21 protein-coding genes are annotated in these 26,694 nt (G+C 59.2%); 11 read left to right on the top strand and 10 right to left on the bottom strand.

Annotated features, from left to right (window positions below):
• Positions 1-105: 105 nt before the first annotated feature.
• From O2N64_RS13510 to rpsF, 4 genes are all read right to left on the bottom strand, one after another.
• Complete coding sequence (locus O2N64_RS13510) at positions 106-1,254, bottom strand: hypothetical protein (RefSeq protein ID WP_271078104.1); 1,149 nt, start codon at positions 1,252-1,254, stop codon at positions 106-108.
• A gap of 107 nt (positions 1,255-1,361) precedes the next feature.
• Positions 1,362-2,036, bottom strand: a complete 675-nt coding sequence (gene rplI / locus O2N64_RS13505) for a 50S ribosomal protein L9 (protein WP_271078103.1) — start codon at positions 2,034-2,036, stop codon at positions 1,362-1,364.
• Positions 2,037-2,048: 12 nt separating this feature from the next.
• Positions 2,049-2,273, bottom strand: coding sequence for a 30S ribosomal protein S18 (gene rpsR, locus O2N64_RS13500; protein WP_271078102.1), 225 nt, complete (start codon positions 2,271-2,273; stop codon positions 2,049-2,051).
• Positions 2,273-2,635 (bottom strand): 30S ribosomal protein S6, encoded by a 363-nt coding sequence (rpsF, locus tag O2N64_RS13495; RefSeq protein ID WP_271078101.1) that lies wholly within the window; start codon positions 2,633-2,635, stop codon positions 2,273-2,275. The genes rpsR and rpsF overlap by 1 nt, the downstream gene beginning before the upstream one ends.
• A gap of 236 nt (positions 2,636-2,871) precedes the next feature.
• Here rpsF and O2N64_RS13490 point away from each other — a divergent pair, with 236 nt between their 5' ends.
• Complete coding sequence (locus tag O2N64_RS13490; RefSeq protein ID WP_271078100.1) at positions 2,872-3,840, top strand: DUF808 domain-containing protein; 969 nt, start codon at positions 2,872-2,874, stop codon at positions 3,838-3,840.
• A 6-nt stretch (positions 3,841-3,846) separates the two neighbouring features.
• Here O2N64_RS13490 and O2N64_RS13485 read toward each other — a convergent pair whose 3' ends face one another.
• Both O2N64_RS13485 and O2N64_RS13480 read right to left on the bottom strand, forming a co-directional pair.
• Positions 3,847-4,146, bottom strand: a complete 300-nt coding sequence (locus O2N64_RS13485) for a hypothetical protein (RefSeq protein WP_271078099.1) — start codon at positions 4,144-4,146, stop codon at positions 3,847-3,849.
• 76 nt (positions 4,147-4,222) lie between these two features.
• Positions 4,223-5,638, bottom strand: a complete 1,416-nt coding sequence (locus O2N64_RS13480) for a glutamate ligase domain-containing protein (RefSeq protein ID WP_271078098.1) — start codon at positions 5,636-5,638, stop codon at positions 4,223-4,225.
• A gap of 58 nt (positions 5,639-5,696) precedes the next feature.
• Here O2N64_RS13480 and O2N64_RS13475 point away from each other — a divergent pair, with 58 nt between their 5' ends.
• From O2N64_RS13475 to O2N64_RS13450, 6 genes are all read left to right on the top strand, one after another.
• Positions 5,697-6,509, top strand: a complete 813-nt coding sequence (locus O2N64_RS13475) for an LD-carboxypeptidase (protein ID WP_271078097.1) — start codon at positions 5,697-5,699, stop codon at positions 6,507-6,509.
• Between the two features lie 52 nt (positions 6,510-6,561).
• On the top strand, positions 6,562-7,494 hold the full coding sequence (fabD, locus tag O2N64_RS13470; protein ID WP_271078096.1) for an ACP S-malonyltransferase: 933 nt from the start codon (positions 6,562-6,564) through the stop codon (positions 7,492-7,494).
• A 60-nt stretch (positions 7,495-7,554) separates the two neighbouring features.
• Positions 7,555-9,480, top strand: a complete 1,926-nt coding sequence (locus O2N64_RS13465; RefSeq protein ID WP_271078095.1) for a beta-propeller domain-containing protein — start codon at positions 7,555-7,557, stop codon at positions 9,478-9,480.
• Positions 9,481-9,555: 75 nt separating this feature from the next.
• Entirely contained in the window at positions 9,556-10,320 is a 765-nt protein-coding gene (fabG, locus tag O2N64_RS13460; RefSeq protein WP_271079667.1) for a 3-oxoacyl-[acyl-carrier-protein] reductase, read from the top strand.
• Between the two features lie 421 nt (positions 10,321-10,741).
• Complete coding sequence (gene dnaN / locus O2N64_RS13455) at positions 10,742-11,869, top strand: DNA polymerase III subunit beta (RefSeq protein ID WP_271078094.1); 1,128 nt, start codon at positions 10,742-10,744, stop codon at positions 11,867-11,869.
• A gap of 2 nt (positions 11,870-11,871) precedes the next feature.
• A complete protein-coding gene (locus tag O2N64_RS13450; RefSeq protein ID WP_271078093.1) occupies positions 11,872-12,264 on the top strand; it encodes a hypothetical protein in 393 nt (130 codons plus the stop codon).
• A 1-nt stretch (position 12,265) separates the two neighbouring features.
• On the opposite strand, the gene O2N64_RS13445 is transcribed toward O2N64_RS13450, so the two are convergent.
• Positions 12,266-13,282 carry an acyltransferase family protein gene (locus tag O2N64_RS13445; RefSeq protein ID WP_271078092.1) on the bottom strand — a complete coding sequence of 339 codons (1,017 nt, stop codon included), beginning with the start codon at positions 13,280-13,282 and terminating at the stop codon, positions 12,266-12,268.
• 67 nt (positions 13,283-13,349) lie between these two features.
• Entirely contained in the window at positions 13,350-14,666 is a 1,317-nt protein-coding gene (locus O2N64_RS13440; protein WP_271078091.1) for an FAD-dependent oxidoreductase, read from the bottom strand.
• Positions 14,667-15,129: 463 nt separating this feature from the next.
• Between O2N64_RS13440 and O2N64_RS13435 the strand changes: the two genes are divergently transcribed.
• From O2N64_RS13435 to O2N64_RS13420, 4 genes are all read left to right on the top strand, one after another.
• Entirely contained in the window at positions 15,130-17,574 is a 2,445-nt protein-coding gene (locus O2N64_RS13435) for an EAL domain-containing protein (protein WP_271078090.1), read from the top strand.
• 122 nt (positions 17,575-17,696) lie between these two features.
• Positions 17,697-19,916: an EAL domain-containing protein gene (locus O2N64_RS13430; protein ID WP_271078089.1), complete on the top strand. Its 2,220-nt coding sequence runs from the start codon at positions 17,697-17,699 to the stop codon at positions 19,914-19,916.
• A 118-nt stretch (positions 19,917-20,034) separates the two neighbouring features.
• Complete coding sequence (gene lepA / locus O2N64_RS13425; protein ID WP_271078088.1) at positions 20,035-21,852, top strand: translation elongation factor 4; 1,818 nt, start codon at positions 20,035-20,037, stop codon at positions 21,850-21,852.
• 324 nt (positions 21,853-22,176) lie between these two features.
• Complete coding sequence (locus O2N64_RS13420; RefSeq protein ID WP_271078087.1) at positions 22,177-25,278, top strand: hypothetical protein; 3,102 nt, start codon at positions 22,177-22,179, stop codon at positions 25,276-25,278.
• A gap of 3 nt (positions 25,279-25,281) precedes the next feature.
• On the opposite strand, the gene O2N64_RS13415 is transcribed toward O2N64_RS13420, so the two are convergent.
• Positions 25,282-25,815 (bottom strand): hypothetical protein, encoded by a 534-nt coding sequence (locus O2N64_RS13415; RefSeq protein ID WP_271078086.1) that lies wholly within the window; start codon positions 25,813-25,815, stop codon positions 25,282-25,284.
• Between the two features lie 375 nt (positions 25,816-26,190).
• Complete coding sequence (locus tag O2N64_RS13410; protein WP_271078085.1) at positions 26,191-26,385, bottom strand: Flp family type IVb pilin; 195 nt, start codon at positions 26,383-26,385, stop codon at positions 26,191-26,193.
• Positions 26,386-26,694 lie beyond the last annotated feature (309 nt).

Below are 26,694 nucleotides of genomic sequence, written 5' to 3'. Positions count from 1 at the left end.
TAAGCAATCTCATGTGGTCATATCGAAGCTATGGTTGATGGGGAATGCTGCTGGTCTTTGCGAATTGGCTATTGGCCGAAAAGAAACGCCAGCTTTGTTTCCCGATCAGCGAAGCCGCGCGCCCGGTTTTGCAGGAGAAAGCTCAGCATGGCGGCGCGTTGGCCTTTGGCCGAGCAAAGCGAGATTCGTTCGAGGCAATTGCGCTTCCAGCTTCGCAGGGATCGCAGACAGCAGGGCGATACGCATGCGGACCCAGCCCCAGTTGAAGAAGAGCAGGCTGATCCCTGCCATCATCATGCCTGCCGCAACTGCACCGTCTTGGCTGCCGAAAATGCCGCAAATTGGAAGCAATACTCCCGTGAGTAGTGATCGCCGGTCGAGCAGCAGCGAGATGAACGCAGCGCCAAACATCATCAGAAATAGCAACGGCACATGATGCGCCTCCAGACCTGTGAGAACGAGCGTGTCATTGATGACCTCTGCCCCCGTGAGGAGGCTGAAGAGCGCTCTCGTCAGTAGGAAGCCGGCGCAGCAGTGAAGCCAGAATGCGGTCTGGGAGCGTTCGGTTTCACGCCGAACGTCGCTGATATCGTACCAAATGGCCCACACAAGCGTGACCAGCGCAATCGCGAGCGCAATCAGTGCGGGAATGGCGTCTGTGGTAAAGAGAGTTGCGGTCTCGCCAGTCTCGAAAAACATCCGGCGATGATATTGTTTGGTCAGCTCTTCGATCAGGATCAGCGAGAAACCGGATATGGCGAATGCCAAGGTCGGCGGAAAGCGGAAGCTTCGCCAGAATATGGCGGTTCCAATAAACGTGGCAGCGCCCATCAAAGCGGCCTTCACTATCGTCATCCGAGGCGAAAGCAGATCGAAGACCTCTGCAAATGCGAGTGGGGTCGTGGCAAAGCTGACGAGGAACGCGATCATCAGCACAAAGCCGAGAGCCGGACTTGCACGAAGGTCCGCGCGTGTTGCGAGGATAAACGCGATAGCGGCGATCATCGGTACGATCAGGATCGTGACTGACAAATCATTATGCCACGCGACAGCCGCCATCCACATAGCCACGAGGACCAGCCCCGTGCCCAGTGCGCTTACGAGATCGGCATAGCCGCCAAACAGCTGGAATTTCTCTGCAGAGGCCGCGGAGACGCCGTCTTGCTGGGCCTGGAAATTGCGCAGCGCAATCGCGGTGTCTTCACCGATGATGCCCGCTCTGGAGGCCGCGTCGAGGTCGATTTCCGTCCGCATTGCGGCAGGCTGCACCGCAAAGGCTTAATAGGCAATGACATTCGCGCAACAAAAAGGGGCGCCGCCATCGCTGGCAGCGCCCCGTTTTTCGTGCAGCGAAAGGTCGCTTATGCGTCCTTGTCTTCGCCGCCTTCTTCGTTGGCTTCAGCCTGCATGTCGCTGGCTTCCTGGCCATCGGCAGGAGCTTCGACCTCTTCACCTTCGGCGGTGGGCAGGTCGCCCAGTTCGCGGTCCGGGTCGAGTTCGTGCTGGAAGCCGGCTTCTGCGATTGCAGCGGCTTCTTCTTCAGCAGCCTGTGCGAGGATGTCCACGCCCTGGCTCTGCAGTTCGGCTTCGTCTTCCGAGCGAGCGACATTGGCCTTGATCAGCACTTCCACCTCAGGGTGGAGGCGGATGGTCACGTCAAACATGCCGATCGTCTTGATCGGTGCGCCCATGATGACCTGCTTCTTGTCGATCTCATGGCCCTTGTCGACCAGACCGGCAGCCACGTCACGCACGTTGACCGAGCCATACAGCTGGCCAGCGTTCGATGCGGCACGGATCAGGACGATCTCGGTTCCTTCGACCTTTTCGCCCTGCTTTTCGGCGCCCTGACGCTTTTCGGCGTTTTCAGCTTCAAGCTTGTCGCGATTGGCTTCGAAGACCTTCTTGTTGGCTTCGTTGGCGCGAAGAGCCTTCTTCTGCGGCAGCAGGAAGTTACGGGCGTAGCCGTCCTTCACGGTGACCACATCGCCGATGGAGCCAAGGCCGCCAACGCGTTCGAGGAGAATGATATCCATGAGTCTTCTCCCTTACTTCACGATGTAGGGCAGCAGGCCCAGGTGGCGGGCACGCTTGATGGCCTTGGCCAGTTCACGCTGCTTCTTGGCAGAAACGGCAGTGATACGGCTCGGCACGATCTTGCCGCGTTCGGACATGAAGCCCTGCAGCAGGCGCGTGTCCTTGTAATCGATCTGCGGAGCGTCCTTGGCCGCGAACGGGCAGGACTTGCGACGACGGTAAAACGGACGAGCCATTAATTGTCTCCCCGATCAGACCGCTTCTTCTTGTCGCGGTCGTTCTTCTTCATCATCACGGACGGGCCATCTTCATGCTGTTCGACAGCAATGGTCAGCCAACGGATGATGTCTTCGTTAATCCGGTTCTGGCGCTCGAGCTCGGACACCAGCGAGCCGGGCCCGTCGATGTTGAGCATGACGAAATGCGCCTTGCGGTTACGGTCAATCTTGTAGGCGAGGGACTTGAGGCCCCAGGTTTCGGTCTTCACGACCTTACCGCCGTTGGCTTCCACGATTTCCGTGGCGCCGCTGGCGAGCGCGTCTACCTGAGCCTGGCTCAGATCCTGACGCGCGAGGAATACATGCTCATAGAGAGCCATGTCGCGCTTCCTTATACTGTGCCGATCGCTGGCATTCCTGCGGCGAATTCCGCTGGGGCCCCTCCGGCTTTCTTCGAATTTCCGGCGGCAGGGCGAACGGCCCGGTGCCAGCGGAAGGGGCGCACATAGCGGGAATCGGGGGAAATGCAAGCGCGGAAAAGCTCGTCAAAAGGGCTTGAGAGCGGGGAACGGGCAGGGCAGGGAACGGTTGAGCTACGAAACGGGGAGTTTCCTTCATGCCTTCAGGCCTTGCCGCCCTTCTTGACGATGTTTCCATCATTGCGCGGACCGCGTCGGCCTCGGTCGATGATATTGCGGCGGCTGCGGGGCGGGCCGGGTCCAAGACCGCTGGTGTCGTGATCGACGATGCGGCGGTGACGCCCAGCTATGTCACCGGGCTGTCGCCCGCGCGAGAGCTGCCGATTATCTGGTCGATTACCAAAGGCAGTCTGTTCAACAAACTTGTGATCCTGCTGCCTGCGGCTCTGCTGCTCAGCGAATTCCTGCCTTGGCTAATCATTCCCATCCTGATGCTGGGCGGCGCTTTCCTGTGTTACGAAGGTGCGGAGAAGGTGCTCGAGAAACTCGGCGGTAAGAAGCACGGCAAGAACCTGGAAAGTCCGATCGAGGATCCCAAGCAGTTCGAGAAAGAGCGCGTGCAGGGCGCGATCCGCACCGATCTGATCCTTTCTGCCGAAATCATGGCCATCACGCTGAGCGAAGTTGCGACTGAAACGCTGCTGACGCGGGCAGGCGTGCTCGCCATCGTCGGGATCGCGGTGACTGTCGTCGTTTACGGCGCAGTGGCGCTGATCGTGAAGATGGACGATGTCGGACTGCACCTCGCCAAGGAAGGCCGGACAGACGCGGGCCGCAGCTTTGGGCGAGGCCTGGTCAACGCCATGCCGCACCTGCTGACTGCGCTCTCGCTGATCGGGACCGTGGCCATGCTTTGGGTCGGTGGCGGGATCATCATCCACGGCACGCACGAGCTGGGCTTTTTGATGCCTGAGGAAGCGATCCATTCCGCGCAGCATTGGGTCGAAACCATCGCTGGCGGGCTCGGCGGCATCCTTGGCTGGCTGACCTTCGCTACTCTCTCAGCGCTGTTGGGACTGGTGCTGGGTGCGATAATCGTATTCGTGTTGCACAATGTGCTGGGCCTCGGTCACACCGAAGAGCACGGCGAGACCGCAACGCATTAAGCCTGATCAGGCCGCCGCGCGGTGGGTGCGGCGTTCGTCCGCAATCCACGCATCCTTGTCTGGCCAGCTGCGCGCGTCCGAGCTTTCGACGCGGCCATCGGGGTGGAGGACAAACCACACATCCTCGTCCGCCGCGCGCGGATCGAGGGTGATCGGGGTGAGGCGGCGATCCTTGCCAACCTGCCAGCCGAGCACGTTGGTGTAGATCAGATCGACCTGGTTATCGTCGAAATAGGCGGAGACCAGATAGGTGCCGGGATGCGCATCGAACATGCCGATGCCGCTCTCACGATAACTCTTCTGCACCTTGGGGCCTCCGGTAAATTGCGGTGAAGCGCCCGTTTACCCTGCAAAACCTTGCGAAAGGCTTATTCTGCGCCGGTTAGAGCCGCGCCAGCAGGTCTTCGGCGAATTCGGTCAGCGTATCGTCGCGTGCGCCCATGACGACCACGCGGTCGCCCGGTTTCGCATTCTCGACGATGAAATCGCCGCAGCCTTCGCGCGTGTTGATGTGCAGGGCCTTTCCGCCCGCGGCATGGATCATGTCGATGATCCGCTCGCTGCCGATGCTGCGATCGACCGTGCCGCCGAAATAGACCGGGTCGCACAGCACGGTGAGATCGGTGTCGTCCAATTCCTCGGCGAAGGTTTCGGCGAGTTCGTGGCCCATCTGGCGCAATGGCCCGTAGCCATGCGGCTGGAAGAAAGCGATCACGCGGCCTTCGTGGCTTTTCAGAGTCTTCAGCGTCGCGCGTGCCTTTTCCGGATTGTGCCCGAAATCGTCGATCACGGTCACGCCGTTCGCGCTTGTGCCGACTATATCGAAGCGCCGGGCAAGGCCCTTGAAGTCAGCCAGCGCGGCGACGGCAGCGGCCAGAGGCACGCCCGCGGCATTGGCAGCGGCGATCGCGGCGAGGGCATTGGAGAGGTTGTGCCGCCCGGGCATGGCGAGGCGCAGCGCATGCTCGCTGTCATCGCGGCGATCCACCACGAGCGCGGCCTGCTTGGTCGGTCCATCGGCAATACTGCCTTCTGCAATGCCGAGCGCTGCACAATTATTCTCAATTCCGAAAGTCAGCGGCTCATTCGCCTGTGCGACCAGGCGGAAGGCCTCGACATCATCCGCATTCACCACACCGCGATCCGCCGTGCTGAGGAAATTGCCAAACAATTCGCGCAGTTCTTCCATGCTCTTGTGATCGAGACTCACGTTAAGGAGCAGAGCGACCGAAGGGCGATAGAGCGCGATGGAACCATCGCTTTCATCGACCTCGGACACGAAAGTGCTGCCGTCACCCACGATGGCGCTGGCGAACGGCCGGTCCTTGGAGACGAAATTCTTCATCACCGCACCGTTCATGATGGTGGGCTTCTTGCCCGCCGCTTCCATGATCCAGCCGAGCATGGCGGTAGTGGTCGATTTGCCGCTCGTCCCGCCAACGGCGAGCGAGCAGGGCGCATCGTTGAACAGCCGCGCGAGCAATTCGGCACGGGTGAGGCGCTCGCAACCAAGTTCCTTTGCCTTGGCGATTTCCGGAACCGTATCCTCGATCGCCGCAGAGGCGATCAGGATCTGGTCGCCCGACGTGATGCCGCTGCCATCCTGCGGGAAGAGCTGGAAACCCTGCCGCTCAAGCACCGCGAATTTCTCGGGCGTGCGGCCCTGGTCGAAACTACGGTCCGACCCGGCCACTTCGCCGCCAAGACCTTTCACGATCTGCGCGAGCGGCAGCATGCCGGACCCGCCGATGCCGCAGAAGAAATAGGGATGGGCAATCACGCTGGAGCTATCATTCATGGGGGTTGTGCCTATGCGGATGGTGGCGCTTTGTGAAGCGGATGTTAGAGGTAAGTGGATGACAACACGCATTGCCTGCCTGTGCCCCGGAAAGCCGATCCTGCGTGATCGGGCGGACGCCGTGCTTGCTTTGGCACAGGCGGAATTCCCCGATGTGGAGCTGCACTTCCACCCGCAATGCTTCCTGCAGCACGGCCATTTCGCGGGCGACGATGCCACAAGGCTCGACGCTTTGGTCTCGACCGCGAACGGTCCCGAGATAGACGCGATCTGGTTTGGCATGGGCGGATATGGCTCCAACCGCATTGCCGGCGATGCAATCCCGCTGTTGGGCGAGGCCGCGCGTGGGAAGACTTACCTCGGCTATTCGGACAATGGCTATTTGCTCGGCGCTCTTTACAAGCACGGCATCGGCAAGCCGGTGCACGGACCGCTCGCTGGCGACATCAGGCGCGAAGGCGGCGATGATGCGGTGCGCCGCGTCCTGAGATATCTATCCGGACAGGATGTCCCGCTGGAAGGCAGCCTCGACGATCGCCCCACAGTCGCTTTCAATCTGATGACGCTGGCCATGCTTGTCGGCACCGATCTCATGCCGGACCTCACCGATCACGTCGTGCTGGTGGAGGAAGTGGCCGAGCATCTCTACGCCGTCGACCGGCTGTTTTTCCACGTCTCGCAGAACCTGAAAGGTGTCGCAGGCATCCGCCTTGGACGCCTATCCGATGTGCCTGAAAATGACCGGCCTTTCGGTTCTACCGCAGAGGAAATCGCGCGATACTGGTGCGCCAAAGCGGGCATTCCCTATCTCGGCCGTGCGGATATCGGGCACGATAGTGCCAATGCAATCGTTCCCTTTGGCAGACGCTAACATTGCGGGATGCGCCGCAGACGCATAGGTGCACCCGCCAAAGGAGATTTTCATGATTGCATTCGTTTTCCCGGGTCAGGGCAGCCAGAAGGTCGGCATGGGCGCAGAGCTCGCCGAAGCCAGCAGCGCAGCGCGCGAAGTGTTCCAAGAAGTCGATGACGCGCTCAGCCAGAAGCTGTTCAACCTGATGGGTGAGGGGCCGGAAAGCGAATTGACGATGACGGCCAATGCCCAGCCGGCGATCATGGCCAACGGTATGGCGGTGGCACGCGTTCTGGAGGCGGGCGGAGTAAACCTGTCCGAAAAGGGCGAAGCAGTCGCCGGTCACTCGCTGGGTGAGTATTCGGCGCTGGCTTCGGTCGGGGCATTCAGCCTTTCCGACACAGCCAAGCTGCTGCGCACGCGCGGCATTGCGATGCAGGATGCCGTTCCCATTGGCGTGGGCGGCATGTGCGCGCTGCTCGGCGCAGACCTCGAGAAAGCGCAGGCACTGGCCGAAGCGGCTGCCGAGGGCGAAGTGTGCGAAGTCGCCAATGACAATGATCCGGGTCAGGTCGTATTGTCGGGTCATCTCTCCGCGATCAATCGCGCAGTGGAGCTGGCGAAGGATCACGGTATCAAGCGCGCGATCAAGCTGCCCGTCTCGGCACCGTTCCATTGCTCGCTGATGCAGCCTGCGGCGCAGCGTATGAACCTGGCGCTCAATGACACCAAGCCGAACGCTTTCCGCCTGCCGGTCTATTCGAATGTCACCGCCGCTGCCGTTACCGATCCCGCCACGGAGCGCGATTTGCTGGTCGAACAGATCACCGGCCGCGTGCGCTGGCGTGAAAGCGTGATGGCGATGAGCGATGCGGGGATCACCCACTTTGTCGAGCTGGGCGGAAAAGTGCTCGGCCCGATGATCAAGAAGATCGCGCCCGATGCCACGATCACCAGCGTTGTGACGATGGAAGATATCGAGGCACTCGCCAAGGAATTGTAACCCCTTGCAATTTGCCGCAAAGCCCTTCAATGTAACAATGTTACATAGGAAGGGTTGGGTATGCTGAACAACTTTCGATTCGGGGCTGCGCTGCTAATTGGGACACTCGCGCTGGGCGGATGCCGCGCGGCCGATGAACTTTCGGTGCCGGACGGCGATGGCGCAGGCCTTGAGGCGTTTGAGAGCGAAGACGCTTTCGAGCGCTTTGCCGAGCGGATGGAGGATCTCCAGGGTAGCCAGCAGACCGAGTATGTGACGACCGTAGACATCCAGGAGGAGGCTGCCGCCGAAGCAGCTCCTCCGCCACCGCCGATGGCGTCCGTATCAGCCGACGCAGTTGCGCGTGTAGACGGCGAGCAAATCACCAACACGCAGGAACAGGGCGTAGACGAGGGTGCGATCGTCAAGGATGCGGGCGATTATCTCGTCATCCTGCGGCGCGGGCGGATTTTTACCGTGCGCCACGGCGGCAATATGCTGGACCCGGTCGATAGCAGCGATGCCTTCCCGCCCGGCGAATTCGTCCCCGGCACGTGGTATGATGAAATGCTGGTGCGCGGAAACCAGATCATCGTCGTCGGCTACAGCTATGGCGATTTCGGAACCGAGATTAACCGTTTCACCCTCGGCGATGATGGCTCGATTTCATATCGCGACACGCATTACCTGCGCTCTGGCGATTACTATTCGTCGAGCAATTATGCGAGCCGGATGATCGGCGACGAGCTGATCTTCTACGCACCGGTTTACATGAACTGGGCGGACTGGCGCTCGACTATGCCTGCTCTACGGCGCGGCGGCGCGAGTGGTGAAGTTCTGGACCTCGTCGAACCGGAAAGCATCTACGCCACCCCCGACACCTTGCGCGGCAAATATCCCGTGGGTGTTGCTCACACCGTAACGCGCTGTGACCTCTCGGCAGCAGAGCTCGAGTGCGAGGCTGAAGCCGTCCTGGGCGGCTGGGGGCGCGTCTTCTACGTCAGCCCGCGCGCGGTCTATCTGTGGACCGAGGAGCCATACATGCCGGACGCCGAAGAACGCGATCCTGCGCAGCTCTATCGCCTCCCGCTCGATGGCTCGCGCCCCGGCGCTGTGCCGGTCGAAGGTGCGCCTGTGGATCAATTCTCCTTCAGCGAAGACCGCACGGATGACGTCCTGCGCGTAATCGTGCGAGGGGACGCTAACCGAGGCGGTGAGGGCATGTGGGGCGCGGAATTCTCATCCGGCGATGTCGGGCTGCTGACCATCCCGCTCGGCAGCTTCACCGATGGTTCGGAGCGCATCCCGCAGGAAGCGATGCGCGAATTGCCGAGCGTCGTCGGCTATCGCTTCCACAACCGCTTCGTGCCCGGCTATCTGCTCTACACCGCAGCGAACTATGGCAGTGAAAGCGACGGACGCTTTTTCTACGCCGTCCCGCTCGATGGGCGCGAAGCGCAGCGGATCGACTTGCAGCACGGTGTGACCCGTTTCGATATCATGGGCAGCGATGCTGTGGCGATTGGCCCAGCGAGTGGCGGTGCATTGGGCTTCTCAGCCGTATCGCTGGGCGAGGATGTGACAATCGAAGATGTCTACCTGCTGCCCTCCGCCAGCGAAGGCGAACAGCGCAGCCAGGCGTTCTTTTACCGCCCCGATAGCGATTCACGTGGCGGCCTGTCCGGTACACTGGGCCTGCCTGTGACCCGTACGAGCACAGGCAGCGGCGGCGAGTTCCTCGGCAATGCGTCCGCCATCTTCTTCCTCCGGCGCGAGGACCGCGAGTTCAGCCCCGCAGGCGATCTCGTCTCGCGCGCGAAAGCGGGAGTGGATGACAATTGCGTCGCATCCTGCGTCGATTGGTACGGCAACGCCCGGCCCATTTTCCTGCGCGACCGGATCTTCGCCCTGATGGGATATGAACTGGTGGAAGGCCGCATAGAAAACGGCACAATCCGCGAAGTGCGCCGCGCCAACTTCACCCCGCGCGGTCGCGGAGAACGATAGGCGAGACGGTTGACCCCGCAGCGTTCTGGCGCAACAGCGGTCGTCAATCGCGAAACAACAATGAAAGCACTCGCCATGTTCTCACTCGAAGGAATGAATGCCCTTGTCACCGGTGCCAGCGGAGGCATCGGCTCTTCGATCGCCCGCGCCCTCGCTTCGCAGGGTGCGCGGCTGGCGCTGTCGGGCTCGAATGGTGACAAGCTGCGCGCTTTCCGTGAAGAGCTGAACCACGAATTCGCCCATCACGATCATGACGGCCACGTAGAGGTGACCTGCAATCTGTCGAATAGCACGCAGGTGGAAGAGCTGGTGCCTGCTGCGGTCGATACGCTTGGCGGCATCGATATCCTCATCAATAATGCCGGAATCACGCGCGATAATCTCGCGATGCGGATGAAGGATGAGGAATGGGACGAGGTGATCCGCATCAATCTCGAGGCCGCTTTCCGCCTAATGCGCGCGAGTGTCCGCCCGATGATGAAGGCGCGCTTCGGCCGCATTATCAACATCACCAGCGTTGTCGGCACCACGGGCAACCCGGGCCAGATGAACTACACTGCGGCCAAGGCGGGTCTCGTCGGCATGTCCAAAAGCCTCGCGCAGGAAGTCGCCAGCCGACGCATCACCGTGAACTGTGTCGCACCCGGCTTCATCCGCACCGCGATGACCGATGCGCTGGACGACAAGCAGAAAGACGCGATCAACGCCCGCATCCCGATGGGCCGCATGGGCGAGGGCGACGATATCGGCGCTGCGGTCGCCTATCTGTCGAGCAAGGAAGCAGGCTACGTCACCGGCCAGACCATTCACGTGAATGGCGGCATGGCGATGTTGAGTTAGTTTTTCGAAGCCGCATCCGCGGCTTCGTCCTGGGTGCTATTCGCTCCGGCGGGACTTCGTTCCGCCTGCGCGGCACCTGCGGGCTTCGCGTTCGCTCGCTGTCGCTGACCTGCGGCCAGCGAGACTAGCGCTCCATTCGATCAGAATCGCGGAGCATGCTCGGCGACCAGCCGGGGGCAAGGGCGAACGCCCGCCCGCAGCGGGCGCGTAGCGTAGCGAAGCGCGTCTAGCGAGGACTAACCTGCGGATGCAGGTTCATGATGATAAAATCACACTTTTCCCCAAGGAATCCCCCTCTGGCGCGGCCTTGGCTTGCCCGTATCACCGCCTCCGCTAAGGATGGTTGGGCAATTTACCGGCGCTGGTGGGCGATTCCGGCCTGTCCGGCACACCGCAGCGCCCGAGAAGGGAATGATTGTCCATGAAGGTCACCATCGAACGCGCAGAGCTGCTTCGCAGCCTCTCCCACGTCCAGAGCGTGGTGGAACGCCGCAACACGATCCCCATCCTCTCTAATGTGCTGATCGAGGCCGAGGCTGGCGGGCATGTGCGGATCATGGCGACCGACCTCGATCTGCAGGTTGTCGATAATCTGCAGGCCAATGCGGTGGACAGCGAAGGCTCCATCACCGTGTCGGCGCATCTGCTGTTCGATATTGCCCGCAAGCTTCCTGATGGCAGCGAAGTCAGCCTGGAAACGGGCGACAATCGCATGACGATCAAGGCCGGGCGCAGCCGCTTCTCGCTGCCGACCCTGCCGCGCGACGATTTCCCCGTCATTGTCGAAGGCGATCTGCAGACGAGCTTCTCGCTGCCCGCAGCAACGCTGGCCGAAATGATCGACCGCACACGGTTCGCCATTTCTACCGAAGAAACGCGTTACTACCTGAACGGTATCTTCTTCCACGTGGCGGATGAAGATGGCGGCGTACTGAAGGCTGCGGCCACCGATGGCCACCGTCTCGCCCGCTTCACGCTCGCGCGCCCCGAAGGCGCCGAAGGCATGCCGGACGTGATCGTGCCTCGCAAAGCCATTGCCGAGCTGCGCAAGCTTCTCGAAGAGGCCAATGAAGGCAACGTCCAGGTCGACCTCAGCCCGAGCAAGATTCGCTTCGCGCTGGGCGGAGAGGGCGGCGTCGTCCTCACCAGCAAGCTGATCGACGGGACTTTCCCCGACTACAGCCGTGTCATCCCTACTGGCAATGACAAGCTGCTGAAAGTCGATCCCAAGAGCTTGTTCGCCGGCGTGGACCGCGTGGCGACGATCGCCACCGAGAAGACCCGCGCAGTGAAAATGGGCCTCGATACGGACAAGGTAACGCTCACCGTGACCTCGCCCGACAATGGCAATGCTGTTGAAGAAGTGTCCTCGCAATATGGCTCGGACGCTCTCGAAATCGGCTTCAATGCCGGTTATCTGAAAGACATTCTGGCGCAGCTAAGCAATGACACGGTGGAGCTGCACTTCGCCGATGCCGGTGCCCCGACGCTGATCCGCGAAGACGAGAAAAGTCCGGCGCTTTACGTGCTCATGCCGATGCGCGTCTGACGATGCTGCGTAAATCGGTTTTCGCCATCGCCGCTGCGGCGAGCAGCCTGATCGCGGCACCGGCATTCGCTCAGGATCGCGATGTCGAGGAGATCGCGCGCGAGGATTTCCAATGCGTGGTTTGGCTTTCGGTGTTGTCAGGCTCGATAAGCGGCGGAGATGAAACCGCGCGGACGGGCCTCAATGTAGCGATCGGCTATTTTGTCGGTCATTACGAAGCTCTGACAGGCCGCAATATCAACCAGAATTGGGATCGTGAGGCGGCAGAGCAGGTCGCGCTCAATCTGGACAGTTTCGGTGAAGCTTGCGCAGCGCGCATGGAGGCCCTTGGTGGGCGTTTACAGACGCTGGGTGATTCCATGGCCAATTATGCCGAGGGTGGCCGCGGCAAGTAAGCTATCCGCGCTTTCGCGTGCGTGCCGTCAAATAGACTGGGGCGCTATTGCTGCGTCCGATTTCTGGAAGCTTTGTCGAAAGGAAGCGCCGGACCGGTGCGTCTACCATTCGCGCGCAGGCAAGTGCGATGCTCGGCAGCACAAGGCAGAAAAGCAATGCTTTCTCCTGCTCTGGAGCGAACGCGACCAGGATCGGCATGTGGATGCAGTAAAGCGGATAGGAGAGATCGCCGAGTGCCCGAGCTGCGCGCGTTTGCGGTATCTCGCGCGTCAGTGCCCACCAGATTATGGCGGGGAAGACCAGGAATAACACGGCGAGGGCGGTAAGCCCTTCGTCAAGCGGGACAAGCGCCATCACGATCAGAGCAGCGGCGATCGCGAGCCAACCGCCCTGCGATGGCGTTCTTGTCGCCCCGGTCCTTCGCCAGATGTGCCACAGCAGCATGCCTGTCGAGAAGCCGAAAGCCACTCGCGCCAATCCGCCGCCCAGCGTCATCCAGTGCGCCCCGAATTCGAAGAAGAGACTTGGCGATGTCAGGATCTGCACCGCTAGAATAGCGCCGCTGGCAAGGGCGATTGCTGCCAGCACGCGAGGCCCGGCGCGCCATAGGCCGCAAGCGAATGCCAGATAGGCGAGGGCCTCCATCAGTAGGCTCCACATCGGCGGATTGGACGGGTAGAGATTGAGCTCGCTTTTCCAGTTGGGCAGCAAAAGCAGCGATCCGGCATGACCCTGATGCAGCAGAATGCCCAGCGCGGCGCCCAGGGCCAGCATCGGCCAGAGCCGCGTAAACCGGCGGTACAGAAAGCTGCGGATGGCAAGGCCGTCGGCCATGCGGCGATGATAGGCCTGCGCGATCACCACGCCGCTGAGCATGAAAAACAGATCCACCGCGAGATAGCCGGACGGCACAAACCGCCCGCCAAGAGTAGGGGCATGGAACACCATCACAGCAAGTGCTGCCACACCGCGCAGTGCGTCAAGTGTCTGGAAGTATTGTTTAGTTTGCCCCTCCATGGCGATTGCCATCGCACAAACGTAGTTAAGAATATCCTACTGAAATGCCAGCCGAAGCGCGCCGCTTCTATTGCGCAGCGCGGATCATCGCCTCGATATCGACGAACTTCTCTCGCGGCGCATCTGCCTGGGCGGCGGCAAGTTCCGCCTCTTCGATTTTCTTCCAGTCCTGGAAGGTGACGAGGTCGAGCTTCCTCTCGGCAGCGAGCGCATCGAAGCCCTCCCGGCCGGTCTTTCCGCCCCGGCCCAGAACGCCGTTCTCGATATCTTCCACGATGTGATCGGCGATCCCAAATCCGTCAGGCTTGTTCGTGCCGATGGTGCCTGACGGTCCACGACGTGCCCAGCCCACGCAATAGAGCCCAGGCAGGATGCGCCCGTCGTCATTGTGAAAACGGCCCGCGCGCTCATCGAAGGGGACACCCGGAATGGGAATGGTTCGATAGCCAATGCAGCTTATGACCATGCTCGCCGAAATCTTGCGGGTCTTGCCGGTGCCCACCGCGCGGCCCTTTTCGAGTTTTGTTTGCTCGATCTCGACTTCGGACACTTTGCCCTGTCCCATCAGCGACACGGGTTGGGAATAGAAGGCAAATTCAATGGCGATGGGCTGTTCGGCCCGTATGTGTTCCGGGATTGCGGCATAGTCGCGCAGTAGTGTTACCGACTTGCGCAGGCCCGGCTCAAGTATCGCATCTTCGCCGATATCGGGCAGATCGTCGGGATCGACGTGCGGGGCGGCGCGCTCGAGTTCTCCGAGCTCTCCCAATTCCTTCGGAGTCATCATGATCTGGTGCGGTCCGCGCCTGCCGAGGATAACGATCCGCTCGATTTTGCTGCGTTGAAGCGCCTCGCGCGCATGGGCGACAAGATCGCTGCCGGCCAGCTCGTCCGTCGTTTTCGCCAGCATCCGTGCAACATCCAGCGCCACATTGCCCATACCGATTACGACGGCGGTATCGCCCGAGAGATCCGGATCGAGACCGGCGAATTGCGGGTGACCATTGTACCAGCCGACGAAGGCAGCGCTGCCAAAGACATTGCCAAGCTCTTCTCCCGGAAGACGCAGTTCGCGATCTTTCGGTGCGCCAGTGGCCAGAACCACCGCATCGTAAAGCTCACGCAATTCATCGACCGAGATATCGCGGCCTACCGCGACATTACCGACGAAGCGGACATTCTCCGTCAGCGCGGTCTTCTCATAGCGGCGGGAAACGGCCTTGATCGACTGATGGTCGGGTGCAACGCCCGTGCGTATCAATCCGTAGGGAACCGGCAGCATGTCGAAGACATCCACGCGCACTTCGTCGCCAAGTTTCTTCTGCACCGCTTCGGCGGTGTAATAGCCCGCAGGCCCGGACCCGATTATCGCGATATGCCGCATGGCTCCTCCCGAAAGATGCTCGGCATCAATTGCGGCGTATTATTAACCCTACGCGGATGTGCGGCAATGCACGGGACGCAGCTATACCCTGACAATTTCCCGCAATAATATTTCGCTGCCAATTAACCGTTCTTCAAAGCGCAAATGGCATGGCGGCTGAATGCAACGTGCCACCAATCCCGCTGTCCGGAAAAGTGCGCCTGATTCTGCATCCGCAAAGCAGCGGAGCGGACAGGCTGCACGTGTCAGCGGGAAAGGCAATGCGCAACCCGTTCCGCAAAAGTCGCCTCCCACAGCGGCTAACGATCGGCGCAAGGGACCGCGCCGCTCCCAGCAGGTCGACAGGGCTGCGCAAGCGCCGACCCTAGATCGCGAGAGCAGCAACCCGTTCCCCCGGAGCTGGAATTACCTGGTTCTCGGAATTCTTGTCGCCGTAGGTATCTGCGGTATTTTCGCCGAGGCCATGCCTTCCTTGCCGGTGATTGGCCTGCTGGGATGCAGTTTCTTGAGCGCGGTACAGATCGGCCGTGTCTACGATATGGTTCTGCACCGCGGCACTACTGCAAAAGGGATCGGCCTGGTTGTGGCAGTGGTTATGCCATTGTTCCTGCTTGGCGCAGGCCTCGGACGCTGGGCGGCAGAAGGCGGCATCGCATGGGAAGTCATGCTTGCCAGCCTGCTCACGCTGACTGGGGTCGCCACCGCCTATCTGCGCCGACAGCCGCTGGCGATCTTCGCGTCGCAATTCGCCATCTGGATAGCGATCGTCGTCACGCATTTCTCCATTATCGGTGCCATCGCTCTGGCTGTGGCCACCGTGGTGGCAGTGTTGGTGACCCGCGAGCAGCTGGCGGAGCAACAGGAGGAACGCGAGCGCCGCGAAGCGCAGGATCGCGTGCAGACCCGTGCGCGCGATATTCTCGCCGATTATGAAGAAACAGGGCAGGGCTGGTTCTGGGAAACCGATCGGCGTTCGCTTCTCACCTATGTCTCGCCGCCCGTCGCCAAGGCGCTGAGGCGCAATCCGGACCGCCTCATCGGCCAGCCGCTCACGCGCCTGTTCGATCTCGAAGATACCGGTGATGAGGGTGAGCGCACGCTGATGTTCCACCTCTCCGCGCGTTCGGGCTTCAGCGAATTGCCGGTGCGCGCCGCGATTGAAAAGGAAGAGCGCTGGTGGTCGGTATCGGGCCGTCCGATTTATGATCAGTTCGACAATTTCGTGGGTTTTCGCGGATCGGGCACCGATCTGACCGAGCGCAAGCGCAGTCAGGAGCAGGCGACCCGGCTCGCGCGCTATGACGCGCTGACCGGCCTCGCGAACCGCCTCCAAATGTCGCAGGCACTCGAAAAGATCCTCTCCGCCCAGGCTGAAGCCAATCGCCATTGCGCGATCATGTTGCTCGATCTCGACCGCTTCAAACAGGTTAACGATACAATGGGTCACCCCGCAGGTGACGCGCTGTTGAAACAGGTTTCGCAGCGGCTCGAGCGTTCGGTGGGCAAGATTGGCCAGGTAGGCCGGCTTGGCGGCGACGAATTCAAGGTTATCGTCCCCAGCAAGACGAGCGCCGGCGTGCTGCAGGATATAGCGCGCGAGATCATTCACTCGCTTTCGCAACCCTATTCGATCGACGGACAGCGCGTTGTTATCGGTGCATCGGTCGGCATCGCCATCGCCCCGCAGCATGGCAAGAATTCGGAAGAACTGATCCGCAACGCCGACCTGGCGCTCTATGCGGCCAAGGATGGCGGGCGAGGGCGCTTCCACTTCTATTCCGAAGACCTCCACGCCGAAGCAGAGGCGAAAGCCAAGCTTGAAGAGGATTTGCGCGATGCAGTCGCCAATGAAGAGCTGCAACTGCATTATCAGCCGGTTGTGGCGACTGCGACAAACAAGATTGCCGGATTTGAAGCCCTACTGCGTTGGCAGCATGCCGAAAAGGGCTGGATTTCACCCGAGCGCTTTGTCGCGATTGCTGAAGACAGCGGCATGATTCAGGAGATCGGCGAATGGGCTTTGCGCCGCGCGTGTCGGGACCTCTCGCAGTGGCCTGATGAAGTGGGCGTTGCGGTAAATGTGTCGCCGGTGCAATTCTCCAATGCAGAATTGCCGCGCATCGTCGCCAGCGCTATTGCCCAGGCGGGGGTACGCGCATCCCGGTTGGAGCTGGAAATCACCGAAAGCGTGTTCCTGGGCGATGACGAAGGCACCGATGCCATGTTTACCGCGCTCAAGAATATCGGCGTGCGGCTGGCGCTGGATGACTTTGGTACAGGCTACTCATCGCTCGGCTATCTGAAGAAAGCGCCGTTCGACAAGATCAAGATCGATCAGAGCTTCGTGCGAGGCATGACGGAGGAGGGTAGCCGCAATGCGGCGATCATTTCCTCCATAACAAGCCTTGCGAACGCTTTGGGCATGGATACGACCGCGGAAGGGGTGGAGACGCACGACGAGCTCGACCTGATCAGAGATCATGGTTGTAGCCACGTTCAGGGCTATATCTACGATCGTCCCCTGACCTTCGATGTCGCGACAAGTCGCTTGGCTGGTAATCTGGTTGCGGTAGCGAAAGGCCCAAAATCCAATCGCGCCCCGCGCCAGAAGATGCTGCGCAAGACTGTCCTGGATCACGGCGGACACATCTACAATGGCACCATCCGCAATCTTTCCGTTACCGGCGCGATGATCGAGGGGCTGTGGAATGTTCCGGTCGGCACGATGTTCCAGCTGCAACTCGCGCATGATTTCACGATTACCTGCACCGTGCGCTGGTCTGTAGACGATCGCATGGGCGTGGAATTCGCCAATCCTCTACAAAAGGACAAAGACGGGCAGATAACGGCCCTGCAAGGCGCACCACCAGCCCATTTGAAGCCTGAAGAGATGCGCAAAGCAGGATAGCGACAAGGCGTTCGCCAACTTAGGCGTTTGGTAAGGCGCTCAGGGTATCATCCCCCATTCGCCGAAACGAAGTGAATCCGGCACAATTTGGAAGGAACCGCACGAGCATGGGTGTGCGCGGCATGTTCAGGAATCTTGGCGGCTCGGGTGCCGAACAAGTCCGTGTGCCCGATGCGGAAGCGGCTGTGCGCGAAATGAAGCCGATCGATGCGAAAGAGCGTCTGGCGATGCTCGATGCGATCGAAGATGAGGGCCTTGCCTGGTTCTGGGCGACCGATGCCGAGGGACAGCTAACCTATCTCTCGCACGGCGCTATGAGCGTGTTCGACCCAAGTCGGAAGGTCATTGGCGAGAAGCTCAACGCTCTGTTTGAAACCGCCACGGACGGCACCGGCGAAGGCCGCGACCGGCCCCTGTCATTCCTTCTCAGCAAGAGATCGAAGATCGTCGATCAGCCGGTTCGCGTGCTGGCGAAAGGGAGCGGCGGTGACGAAAATGTGGTTTGGTGGTCCATTACCGCCAAGCCGCAATTCGACAAAAACGATGCGTTTGTCGGCTATCGTGGCAGCGCAAAGGATATCACCGATGAGCATCGGGAGCGGCGCGATTCCTCGCGCATGGCAGAATACGATTCGCTCACGGGTCTCGCTAACCGCCACCGGATGAATCGCCGCCTTACGGCTACGCTGACTGCCTACCGGGTCGAGAAGCGAAGCTGCGCACTGATGATGCTCGACCTCGACCGCTTCAAGCAGGTCAATGATACGTTAGGCCATCCGGCGGGCGACGAATTGCTCCGTCAGGTTTCGCAGCGTCTGGAGCGGATCGTCCCAGAAGGCTCTGAAATTGGCCGGTTGGGCGGTGACGAGTTTCAGGTGATGATCCCGGATATGGATGATCGTGGCGAATTGGGAGACCTCGCTAACCGGCTCATTTCGATGATCTCGCAGCCTTACTCCATCGAAGGCAGCCGTGCGATCATCGGCACCTCCATCGGAATCGCCATCGCACCTTATGACGGGATTGAACCCAATGAGTTGATCAAGGCGTCCGACTTGGCGCTGTATGCAGCCAAGGGCGGCGGGCGTGGCCAGTTCCGGTTTTATTCCAACGATCTGAAGGAAAGTGCCGAGGACCGGCGCGAGATCGAAGAGGACCTGCGCGATGCGCTGACCCGCGGCGAGTTGGAGATGCACTACCAGCCGGCCGTCGACAGCAAGACCCACCAGGTAAAGGGTTTCGAAGCATTGATGCGTTGGGACCATCCGAAGCATGGACCGATTAGCCCCGGCGTCTTCATTCCCATTGCAGAAGACAGCAATCTGATCGATGCTCTTGGCGAGTGGGCTCTGCGGCAGGCATGCGAGGATGCAGCCCAATGGCCGGGCGAGCTCACTGTCTCGGTCAACGTATCGGCGCAGCAATTTGTTAGCGATACGCTGCCGACGGTTGTTGAGAATGCCCTGTCGAACGCAGGGCTTCCCGCCCGTCAGCTGGAATTGGAAATCACGGAAAGCGTGTTCATGGGGGATGTGAACGCGACCGACGCGATGTTCCGCAAACTGAGCAGACTGGGCGTTAAACTGGCGCTCGATGACTTTGGCACAGGCTATTCCTCGCTGGCCTATTTGCGCCGTGCTCCCTTTGACAAAATCAAGATCGATCAAAGCTTTGTGCGCGGCTGTACACAGGATGGAAACTCCAGCGCGGCCATCATCACCGCGATCATCAGCCTTGCTCGCGCCATGAACATGGTGACGACGGCTGAAGGCGTTGAGGCAATGGACGAGCTGGAAAAAATTGCGCAGCTCGACGCCGACATGGTGCAGGGCTTCATTTTCTCGCGTGCCGTGCCGCAGGCCGATGTGCTGGAAAAGCTTGGCACTGGGGAAATGCGGTACGAGCCGGTCGGTCCTGCCAGACACCGCGCGGATCGTCGGACGCTGTTCCGCCGGGTCAGCGTCATCCATGAGAACCATCACTACACGGTGATGCTCCGCGATCTCTCGCGCTCCGGCGCCCGAATCGAGGGACTCGTAGACGTACCGGTCGGGACGCAGCTTGTACTAGATCTTGGCGAGGGGCAGCTCGTCGTGTGCACGGTTGTTCGTTCGCAGGATGCCACGCAGGGCCTGTCCTTTGAAGAGCCTCTCGTCAGCGACGGGGCAGGCGGGCTATGCACCAGGCACCGCGTGTCGCCCTACATGCTGGCGTCCGCAGGCATGCCGCTGCAGGCGCTGCCGGCAGGCAATTACTCCATGCCGAAAGGCCATGGAGGGCCACACACTGCGCCGCGTTTTATGCAAGTGGATGTCAGCGCAGGATCTGCCCGCGCGGGATAACCACCTGCTATCTTGATGCGAGATTGCGGACCGCGTATTCAGCCGCATTGGAAATCGCGCACCATAGCCCACAAGACATGCTGACATTTGTTCCGGCCACGGCTAATGGCACACCCAAATGACTGACCTTTCCAAAATCCGCAATTTTTCGATCATTGCCCATATCGATCATGGCAAATCGACTCTCGCCGACCGTCTTATCCAGGTGTGCGGCGGCCTGACCGAGCGCGAGATGTCCGAGCAAGTCCTTGATAACATGGACATTGAGAAGGAGCGCGGCATCACCATCAAGGCTCAGACCGTGCGCCTCAACTACACGGCCAGGGATGGCGAGACCTATGAGCTGAACCTCATGGATACGCCGGGCCACGTCGATTTCGCCTATGAAGTCTCGCGCTCGCTCGCGGCATGCGAAGGCGCTCTGCTGGTGGTCGATGCGGCGCAGGGCGTCGAGGCGCAGACGCTCGCGAACGTCTATCAGTCGATCGAGCATGACCACGAAATTGTGCCCGTTATCAACAAGATCGACCTGCCTGCTGCCGAACCCGAACGGGTGAAGGAAGAGATCGAAGAGGTCATCGGCCTCGATGCGTCCGAAGCGGTGCTCACCAGCGCCAAATCCGGCATCGGCATTGAAGACGTGCTCGAAGCGATCGTGGCGAAAATTCCCGCCCCGGGCGGAGACCGCGATGCCCCGCTGAAAGCGATGCTCGTCGATAGCTGGTACGATCCCTACCTCGGCGTCGTCATCCTGGTGCGCGTCATCGATGGAGTCCTCAAGAAAGGGCTCGACATCAAATTCATGCAGGGCGGAACGCAGCACCTGATCGACCGTGTGGGCTGCTTCAATCCCAAGCGCGTGGATCTTCCCGAAATCGGTCCGGGCGAAATCGGCTTCATCACCGCGCAGATCAAGGAAGTCGAACAGGCCCGCGTGGGTGACACGATCACCACGGTGAAAGGCGGGGCCGAGACCGCGCTCAAAGGCTATAAGGAAGTGCAGCCGGTGGTGTTCTGCGGGCTCTTCCCGGTGGACGCGGCGGACTTCGAAAAGCTGCGCGAGAGCATCGGCAAGCTGCGTTTGAACGATGCGAGCTTCAGCTACGAGATGGAAAGCAGCGCCGCGCTGGGCTTCGGTTTCCGCGCCGGATTCCTCGGCCTGCTGCACCTCGAAATCATCCAGGAACGGCTCAGCCGCGAGTATGATCTCGACCTGATTACCACTGCACCATCAGTGGTTTACCGCGTACACCTCGCCCACACCAAGAACGAGGATGCGGAAACGCGGGACATCCACAACCCTGCCGACTGGCCGGACGTCAACCGCATCGAGATGATCGAAGAGCCGTGGATCAAGGCGACGATCTACACCCCCGATGAATATCTCGGCGCGATCCTGAAACTGTGCCAGGACAGGCGCGGCGTGCAGACGAACCTCACCTATGTCGGCGGCCGCGCGCAGGTCACCTATGAATTGCCGCTCAACGAAGTGGTGTTCGACTTCTACGACCGCCTGAAATCGATCAGCCGGGGCTACGCCTCCTTCGATTACGAGCAGATCGGCCTTCGCGAAGGCGACCTTGTAAAGATGAACATCCTCGTCAATGCAGAACCGGTCGACGCGCTATCGCTGATCGTCCACCGCTCCGTCGCCGAAGAACGCGGCCGCGGCATGTGCGAACGCCTGAAAGACCTCATCCCCCGCCACCTCTTCAAGATCCCGATCCAGGCCGCGATCGGCGGCAAGATCATCGCCCGCGAAACGATCGCCGCCCTGCGCAAGGACGTGACCGCAAAATGCTACGGCGGCGATATCTCGCGCAAGAAGAAGCTGCTGGAAAAGCAGAAAAAGGGGAAGGCGCGGATGCGGGAGTATGGGAACGTCTCGATCCCTCAAGAAGCCTTCATCGCTGCGCTGCGGATGGGAGAAGAGTGAGTCTCTCAGTCTGAAGATGAGGGAACACCCGCAGGGCGGCCTGCCCCGGCGGAGGCCGGGGGGAATGTGAGCATTCCGCAGGAGGCGTTCATCGCTGCGCTGCGGATGGGGGAAGAATAACCTCATTCTGGATGCGGGAGCACCCGCAGGGCACCTGTCCCCGCGAAGGCGGGGAATAACTGTCAACTCCGCAGGTTTCGCTTATGGCGCCGCTGCAGCGAGGAAAAGAGTGGGCACAAGCGGGCTGTGAGAAAGCCGAGGGTTCACAATTGCGCTCTATTGTGCGAACCTATTGACAGTTCGGGCAATTTTCAGGGGGTGTAAGTGGAGCAATCTTGGGAAGACCTGCACCTACGCGACCTGTTTTATGCTTTTCGAAAAGCGAAAGCTGATCGGTTTTATGAAACTTCAATCCGGGTAGCGGAAGAGTTCATTTCATACGAAAGTGAGCTGGCTGATAATCTACAAGACTTGCTCTTTAGACTGCAACGAGGCGAGATAAATGAGGTTATCAGCTCAACAGAGCCTAAGGTGGTGGTCCTCCCCAAGCGTGCAAATTTTGCGCCTCGAGAAGATGGGCTTCATGTCCATTGGTCAGATTTCGAACGAGAGAGCCAAAATTGGCAAAAAGGCGCTTCAACACCAGAGTTTCGACTAGTTGGAGACTTCTCGGTACAGCATCATATTTTGTCGGCCCTATGGATCAACAGGGTTGGCCACAAGTTTGATGCCGCCCTCAATAGCGGTGCGATAGCTTCTCGCTTGCGTCGTTACCGACCAAAGGGCGGAGATGACTTCGGCGAATACCATTTAGATGCGATTGGAAGTTTTGAGCCATATTACGGGCCATACAGGGATTGGCGCGACGGAGGTTTAGCAGCTCTCGAGACGGCTCTTCGCGGTGGCAATGATGTAGCTGCAATTACCTTAGACGTATCCAATTTTTACCATAGCATAGATCCAAGCTACGTGCTGCATCCGGACTTCCTTAGTGACGCAAGAATTAGCCTGAACGAATGGGAAATTGATTTCACCAAGGCTATTATTTTGCTTATTGCGCAATGGAATACGAAGTGCGTTGGTTTGATGTCCCAAATTGGCTGTGCGACAGATGACGAAGTGATAGGTTTGCCCATAGGTCTAAGTGCATCCCGACTCCTTGCGAACGTTTTTCTATTTTCGTTGGACAGAGATTTGGAGAGAAACCTCTCTCCCGTTTATTACTCCCGGTACGTTGATGATATATTTCTAGTCATAAATGACAAATCGGGATTCAAAGATCAGAATGATTTGATTAACTTTTTCGCTGATAAAGTTCCATCTGTTGAGATCATTCCAGACAATCGTTCGCTACAATACGCGACCCCGACTTGGGGCGGAAAATCCAAGATACTCTTCGGATCAGAGAAGCAAAAAATCTTTCTTTTGAGCGGAGCCGCTGGGTTGGACCTCTTGTCCAACATATCGGAGCAGATCAAATCTGTTTCAAGCGAGAGGAGATTGATGCCATCCGTTCACGACTTAGATAAACTTTCATCTGCCAAAGTGTTGGCAAGTGCGAATAGCGCAGCCGATGATGTCGATGCTCTCCGAAAAGCCGATGGCTTGACACTTCGTCGCCTTGGATGGGCGATTTTGCTTCGTTCTTTGAGTGTTTTGGCGAGGGACCTAGACCCGGACGATTGGAGCGAAGCCCGCAGGAATGTCTATCGTTTTGCCAATGATCATGTGATTCGCGCCGACAAAATATTAGAATACTTAGACAAGATACCCTGGCTCTTTACTATAGCGGTTTCCGTTCGAGATTATCCTGCTGCAAGGGATATTCTGTATCGGACCCGCGAAGCGTTGCGAAAAATCCGCTCCGCAAGCGGATCGCGAATTAGAGTTAATGGTTGTATCGGCAATTCAGGTTCAGAGCTGATTTGGATCGAGACCGAAAACGCGATTACGAGATTCTTTCGCGAGGCTTTGATCCGGTCATATGACTTCAGTTTTCGAGACTTAGAAAAAAAATCGCTATCTTCTATTCTGCAGGATTTAAATCTCAATGCTGATGAACTTGAAGAAGCTTCCATCAATGCGTTAAATACTGACTGGGGGCGGGTTCCTTACAGGTGTGCGCAGGAAGATCTCGTTCGCCGAGCAAGTACACCCGACGAAGATATTTTGCATTCGCTGTATCCCAGGTTTACTGACTTAAAAGAGTTTCTCGAAAACAGGAAAAAGCCTACAAATATTCGGCATCTTACCGAAGTTTCGCCCAATGGAGAAGCGGTTCACGAAGAATCCTTGTTGCCCTATCTCTTTCCAACAAGGCCGTACTCAGCAGATGAGGTCGCTCTATTAACTCCTGAGCAATGTGTATTCGACTCTCCGATCGTCGCATCAAGAAATTGGTCGCGATACGTAAGAGCATTGAGAGGCGTCTGGACTAAACCTAACGAATTGGATGATCTACCAATATATCCCGCAGACGAGGGTGGCCGCCCCGAAGGCGATGGTTCTGATCATGCGGAGCCTCCTCGTGAGACAAGGGTTAGTCTCGGGGGCAATCCTTATGATCGCCCAATAAGGCTTGGCATTTCTAGTTTCGCGACGACTATGAACACATGGAACCAAGGTGCGTCCGGAAGGAACGATCATTCGCCGGGCCGGTATGACGCGATCAGAGGTATAGTAAATCAGGCGATCACGGCGAAGCCGCGCCCAGATTATTTGATATTACCCGAGCTTGCGCTACCTGAACGTTGGATCAGTACTGTTTCCGCGCTTCTAAGGCAGTCGGGTATCAGTCTCATTGCGGGGTTGGACTATAGTTACCCGTCCCGAGACGTCATTTACAGTTCTGCGGTCCTGGCGCTAAGGGACGACCGGTTGGGTTACCCTTCTACCATTCAGATCAGACAACCAAAGTGCATCCCTGCTCCTGGCGAAGATCAAGAACTAAGAAACACTTTTGGACAGCGATGGGCCAGTTTCTCAAACACCTCGAAGCCCATTTATGAGCACTTTGGCTTCAACTTTAATGTGCTGGTTTGTAGCGAACTTTCCAATGTTGCGTATCGACAATCGGCGCAGGGCAAAGTTGATGCGATGTTTGTTTTGTCGTGGAATAAGGACTTAGAAACGTTTTCGGCGTTGACGGAGTCAACTGCCTTGGACGTCCATTGCTTCGTGGCTCTTTGCAACAACCGTAAATACGGGGATAGCCGGGTACGTGCCCCGATGAAAAACTCATGGGAGCGAGATATTTGCAGGCTGAGAGGCGGCCTCAACGACCACTTGGCAGTTGTGGAGATTGATCCCTTATCTTTGAGGCGTCATCAAAGCCGGGCGACTAATTGGCCTAGGAGTAGCGACAAATACAAGCCGGTCCCGGAGGGTTTCAGGATCAGTAGCCAAAGAAGGGTTAGGCCAGCCTAGTATCTACCCCCAGTCATCCTCCTTCAGCTTGCGCACCCTCGGCTCATCCTCCTCGACCTCCGGCTCCTCCTCCCGCCAGCCCGGCAGGAGCTTTTTCATCTCCTCGCTGGGGCCGAGCACGCCCATGTCGTCGTCCGCAGCATCCGCGCCGGGTGAGGCGTTCGCGTCGTCCATCCACGCGTAGGGTTCGGCCTGGTCGCGTTCGAAGCTTTGTTCGTAGGCCTCTTTCAGGCGTCGGGTTTCGGGGCTCATCATGGCTTCGCGGCGCTCTTTCATCTTGTCGATCTTGGCGTTGATGCGGGCGAGTGTGTCGCCGCGGTTCTTGCGGTGGGCGGCCACGCGTTCGCGCTCCCACTCCTTGCGCCACTGCTTTTTCTCTTGCGCGAGGCGGTGCTTGTCGAGCGCGTTCAGGCCTTTCGCTCCATCCGCGGCGAAGCGATTGGGGGCGCGGTTTCTCAGCATGAACATGAGCAGGCGATCGTTGTAGATCGTGCGTTTGCCGACCAGCTTGCCATAGGAATAGACGGGTACGTCCACGCCGTTCAGCGCGCGGATTATTTTTTAGCCTCAAGCGCCGGCGTTCGCATCCGCTCTCTTGGCTTTCCTCGCTTTCGTGCAGGCAAGCTGCACACGCTGCGGGCGGGCATTCGCCCTTGCGGAGCTGCGCTCCGAAACGGGAGCTCCTACGGGCGCGTAGCGACCGCAAGCGCGAACGCGCGTCGGGCGGTCAGCCCGCTAGCCGAGCGGACGGATGTCCGCGCTGGCGCTTGAAGCCAACAGAAGAGGCGGAACGGGGGTGAAGGCGGGAAGGGTGGTGTTGGGCTTGTGGGACGAGGGCATGGCGAAGGGCTCCGGATGGCGAAAAACCCTCCGGTGCCCTGGTGGCCAATGTGTAGGAAAGTGCCTGCGGGCTTAGCCGCGCTTTGCGGGCTGGTTCGCCGCTTCGTATTCGGTTTCGATTGTGTTGTACTGCGTCTCTACCTCATTGCCGAGCGAGAGCATGACACCGGCGGCGGCAACCGCGATGAGCATGGCGACGAGGCCGTATTCCACGGCAGTCGCGCCGTCGTCAGCCTTTGAAAGGCGCTGGATGAACTTGCAAAGCATAAAGCAGAACCCTTCGGCTGCGTGATCGATGGTGCATGCTCTGCACTGTTTTGGTAAAAATCGCGTTTACGCTAATCAGTTAGGATGTTCCGGCGTGCGCGGTGCCCTTGCGTTGCTGCGACTTTTCGGGGCCGTGGAGCGTGATGGGTAAAATTATCACACCTCTGACTGCGGTCTCGCGTAATAATATTTCGCCGCCGAGCTTCCGTATTGGCATGGCTGTCGAGATTGCGTTTGAGTTCAGACCCTTAGCACGAGTTTTATCGTGGTCCTGCGCTTGTCATAATTGTTTCAAAAATGTCACACGAT

This window comes from Aurantiacibacter sp. MUD61, assembly GCF_027912455.1.
In the GTDB taxonomy this organism is placed as follows: Bacteria; Pseudomonadota; Alphaproteobacteria; order Sphingomonadales; family Sphingomonadaceae; genus Alteraurantiacibacter.
Note: the sequence above shows the minus strand (reverse complement) of the source record. Positions and strands in the feature narration are given on the sequence as shown.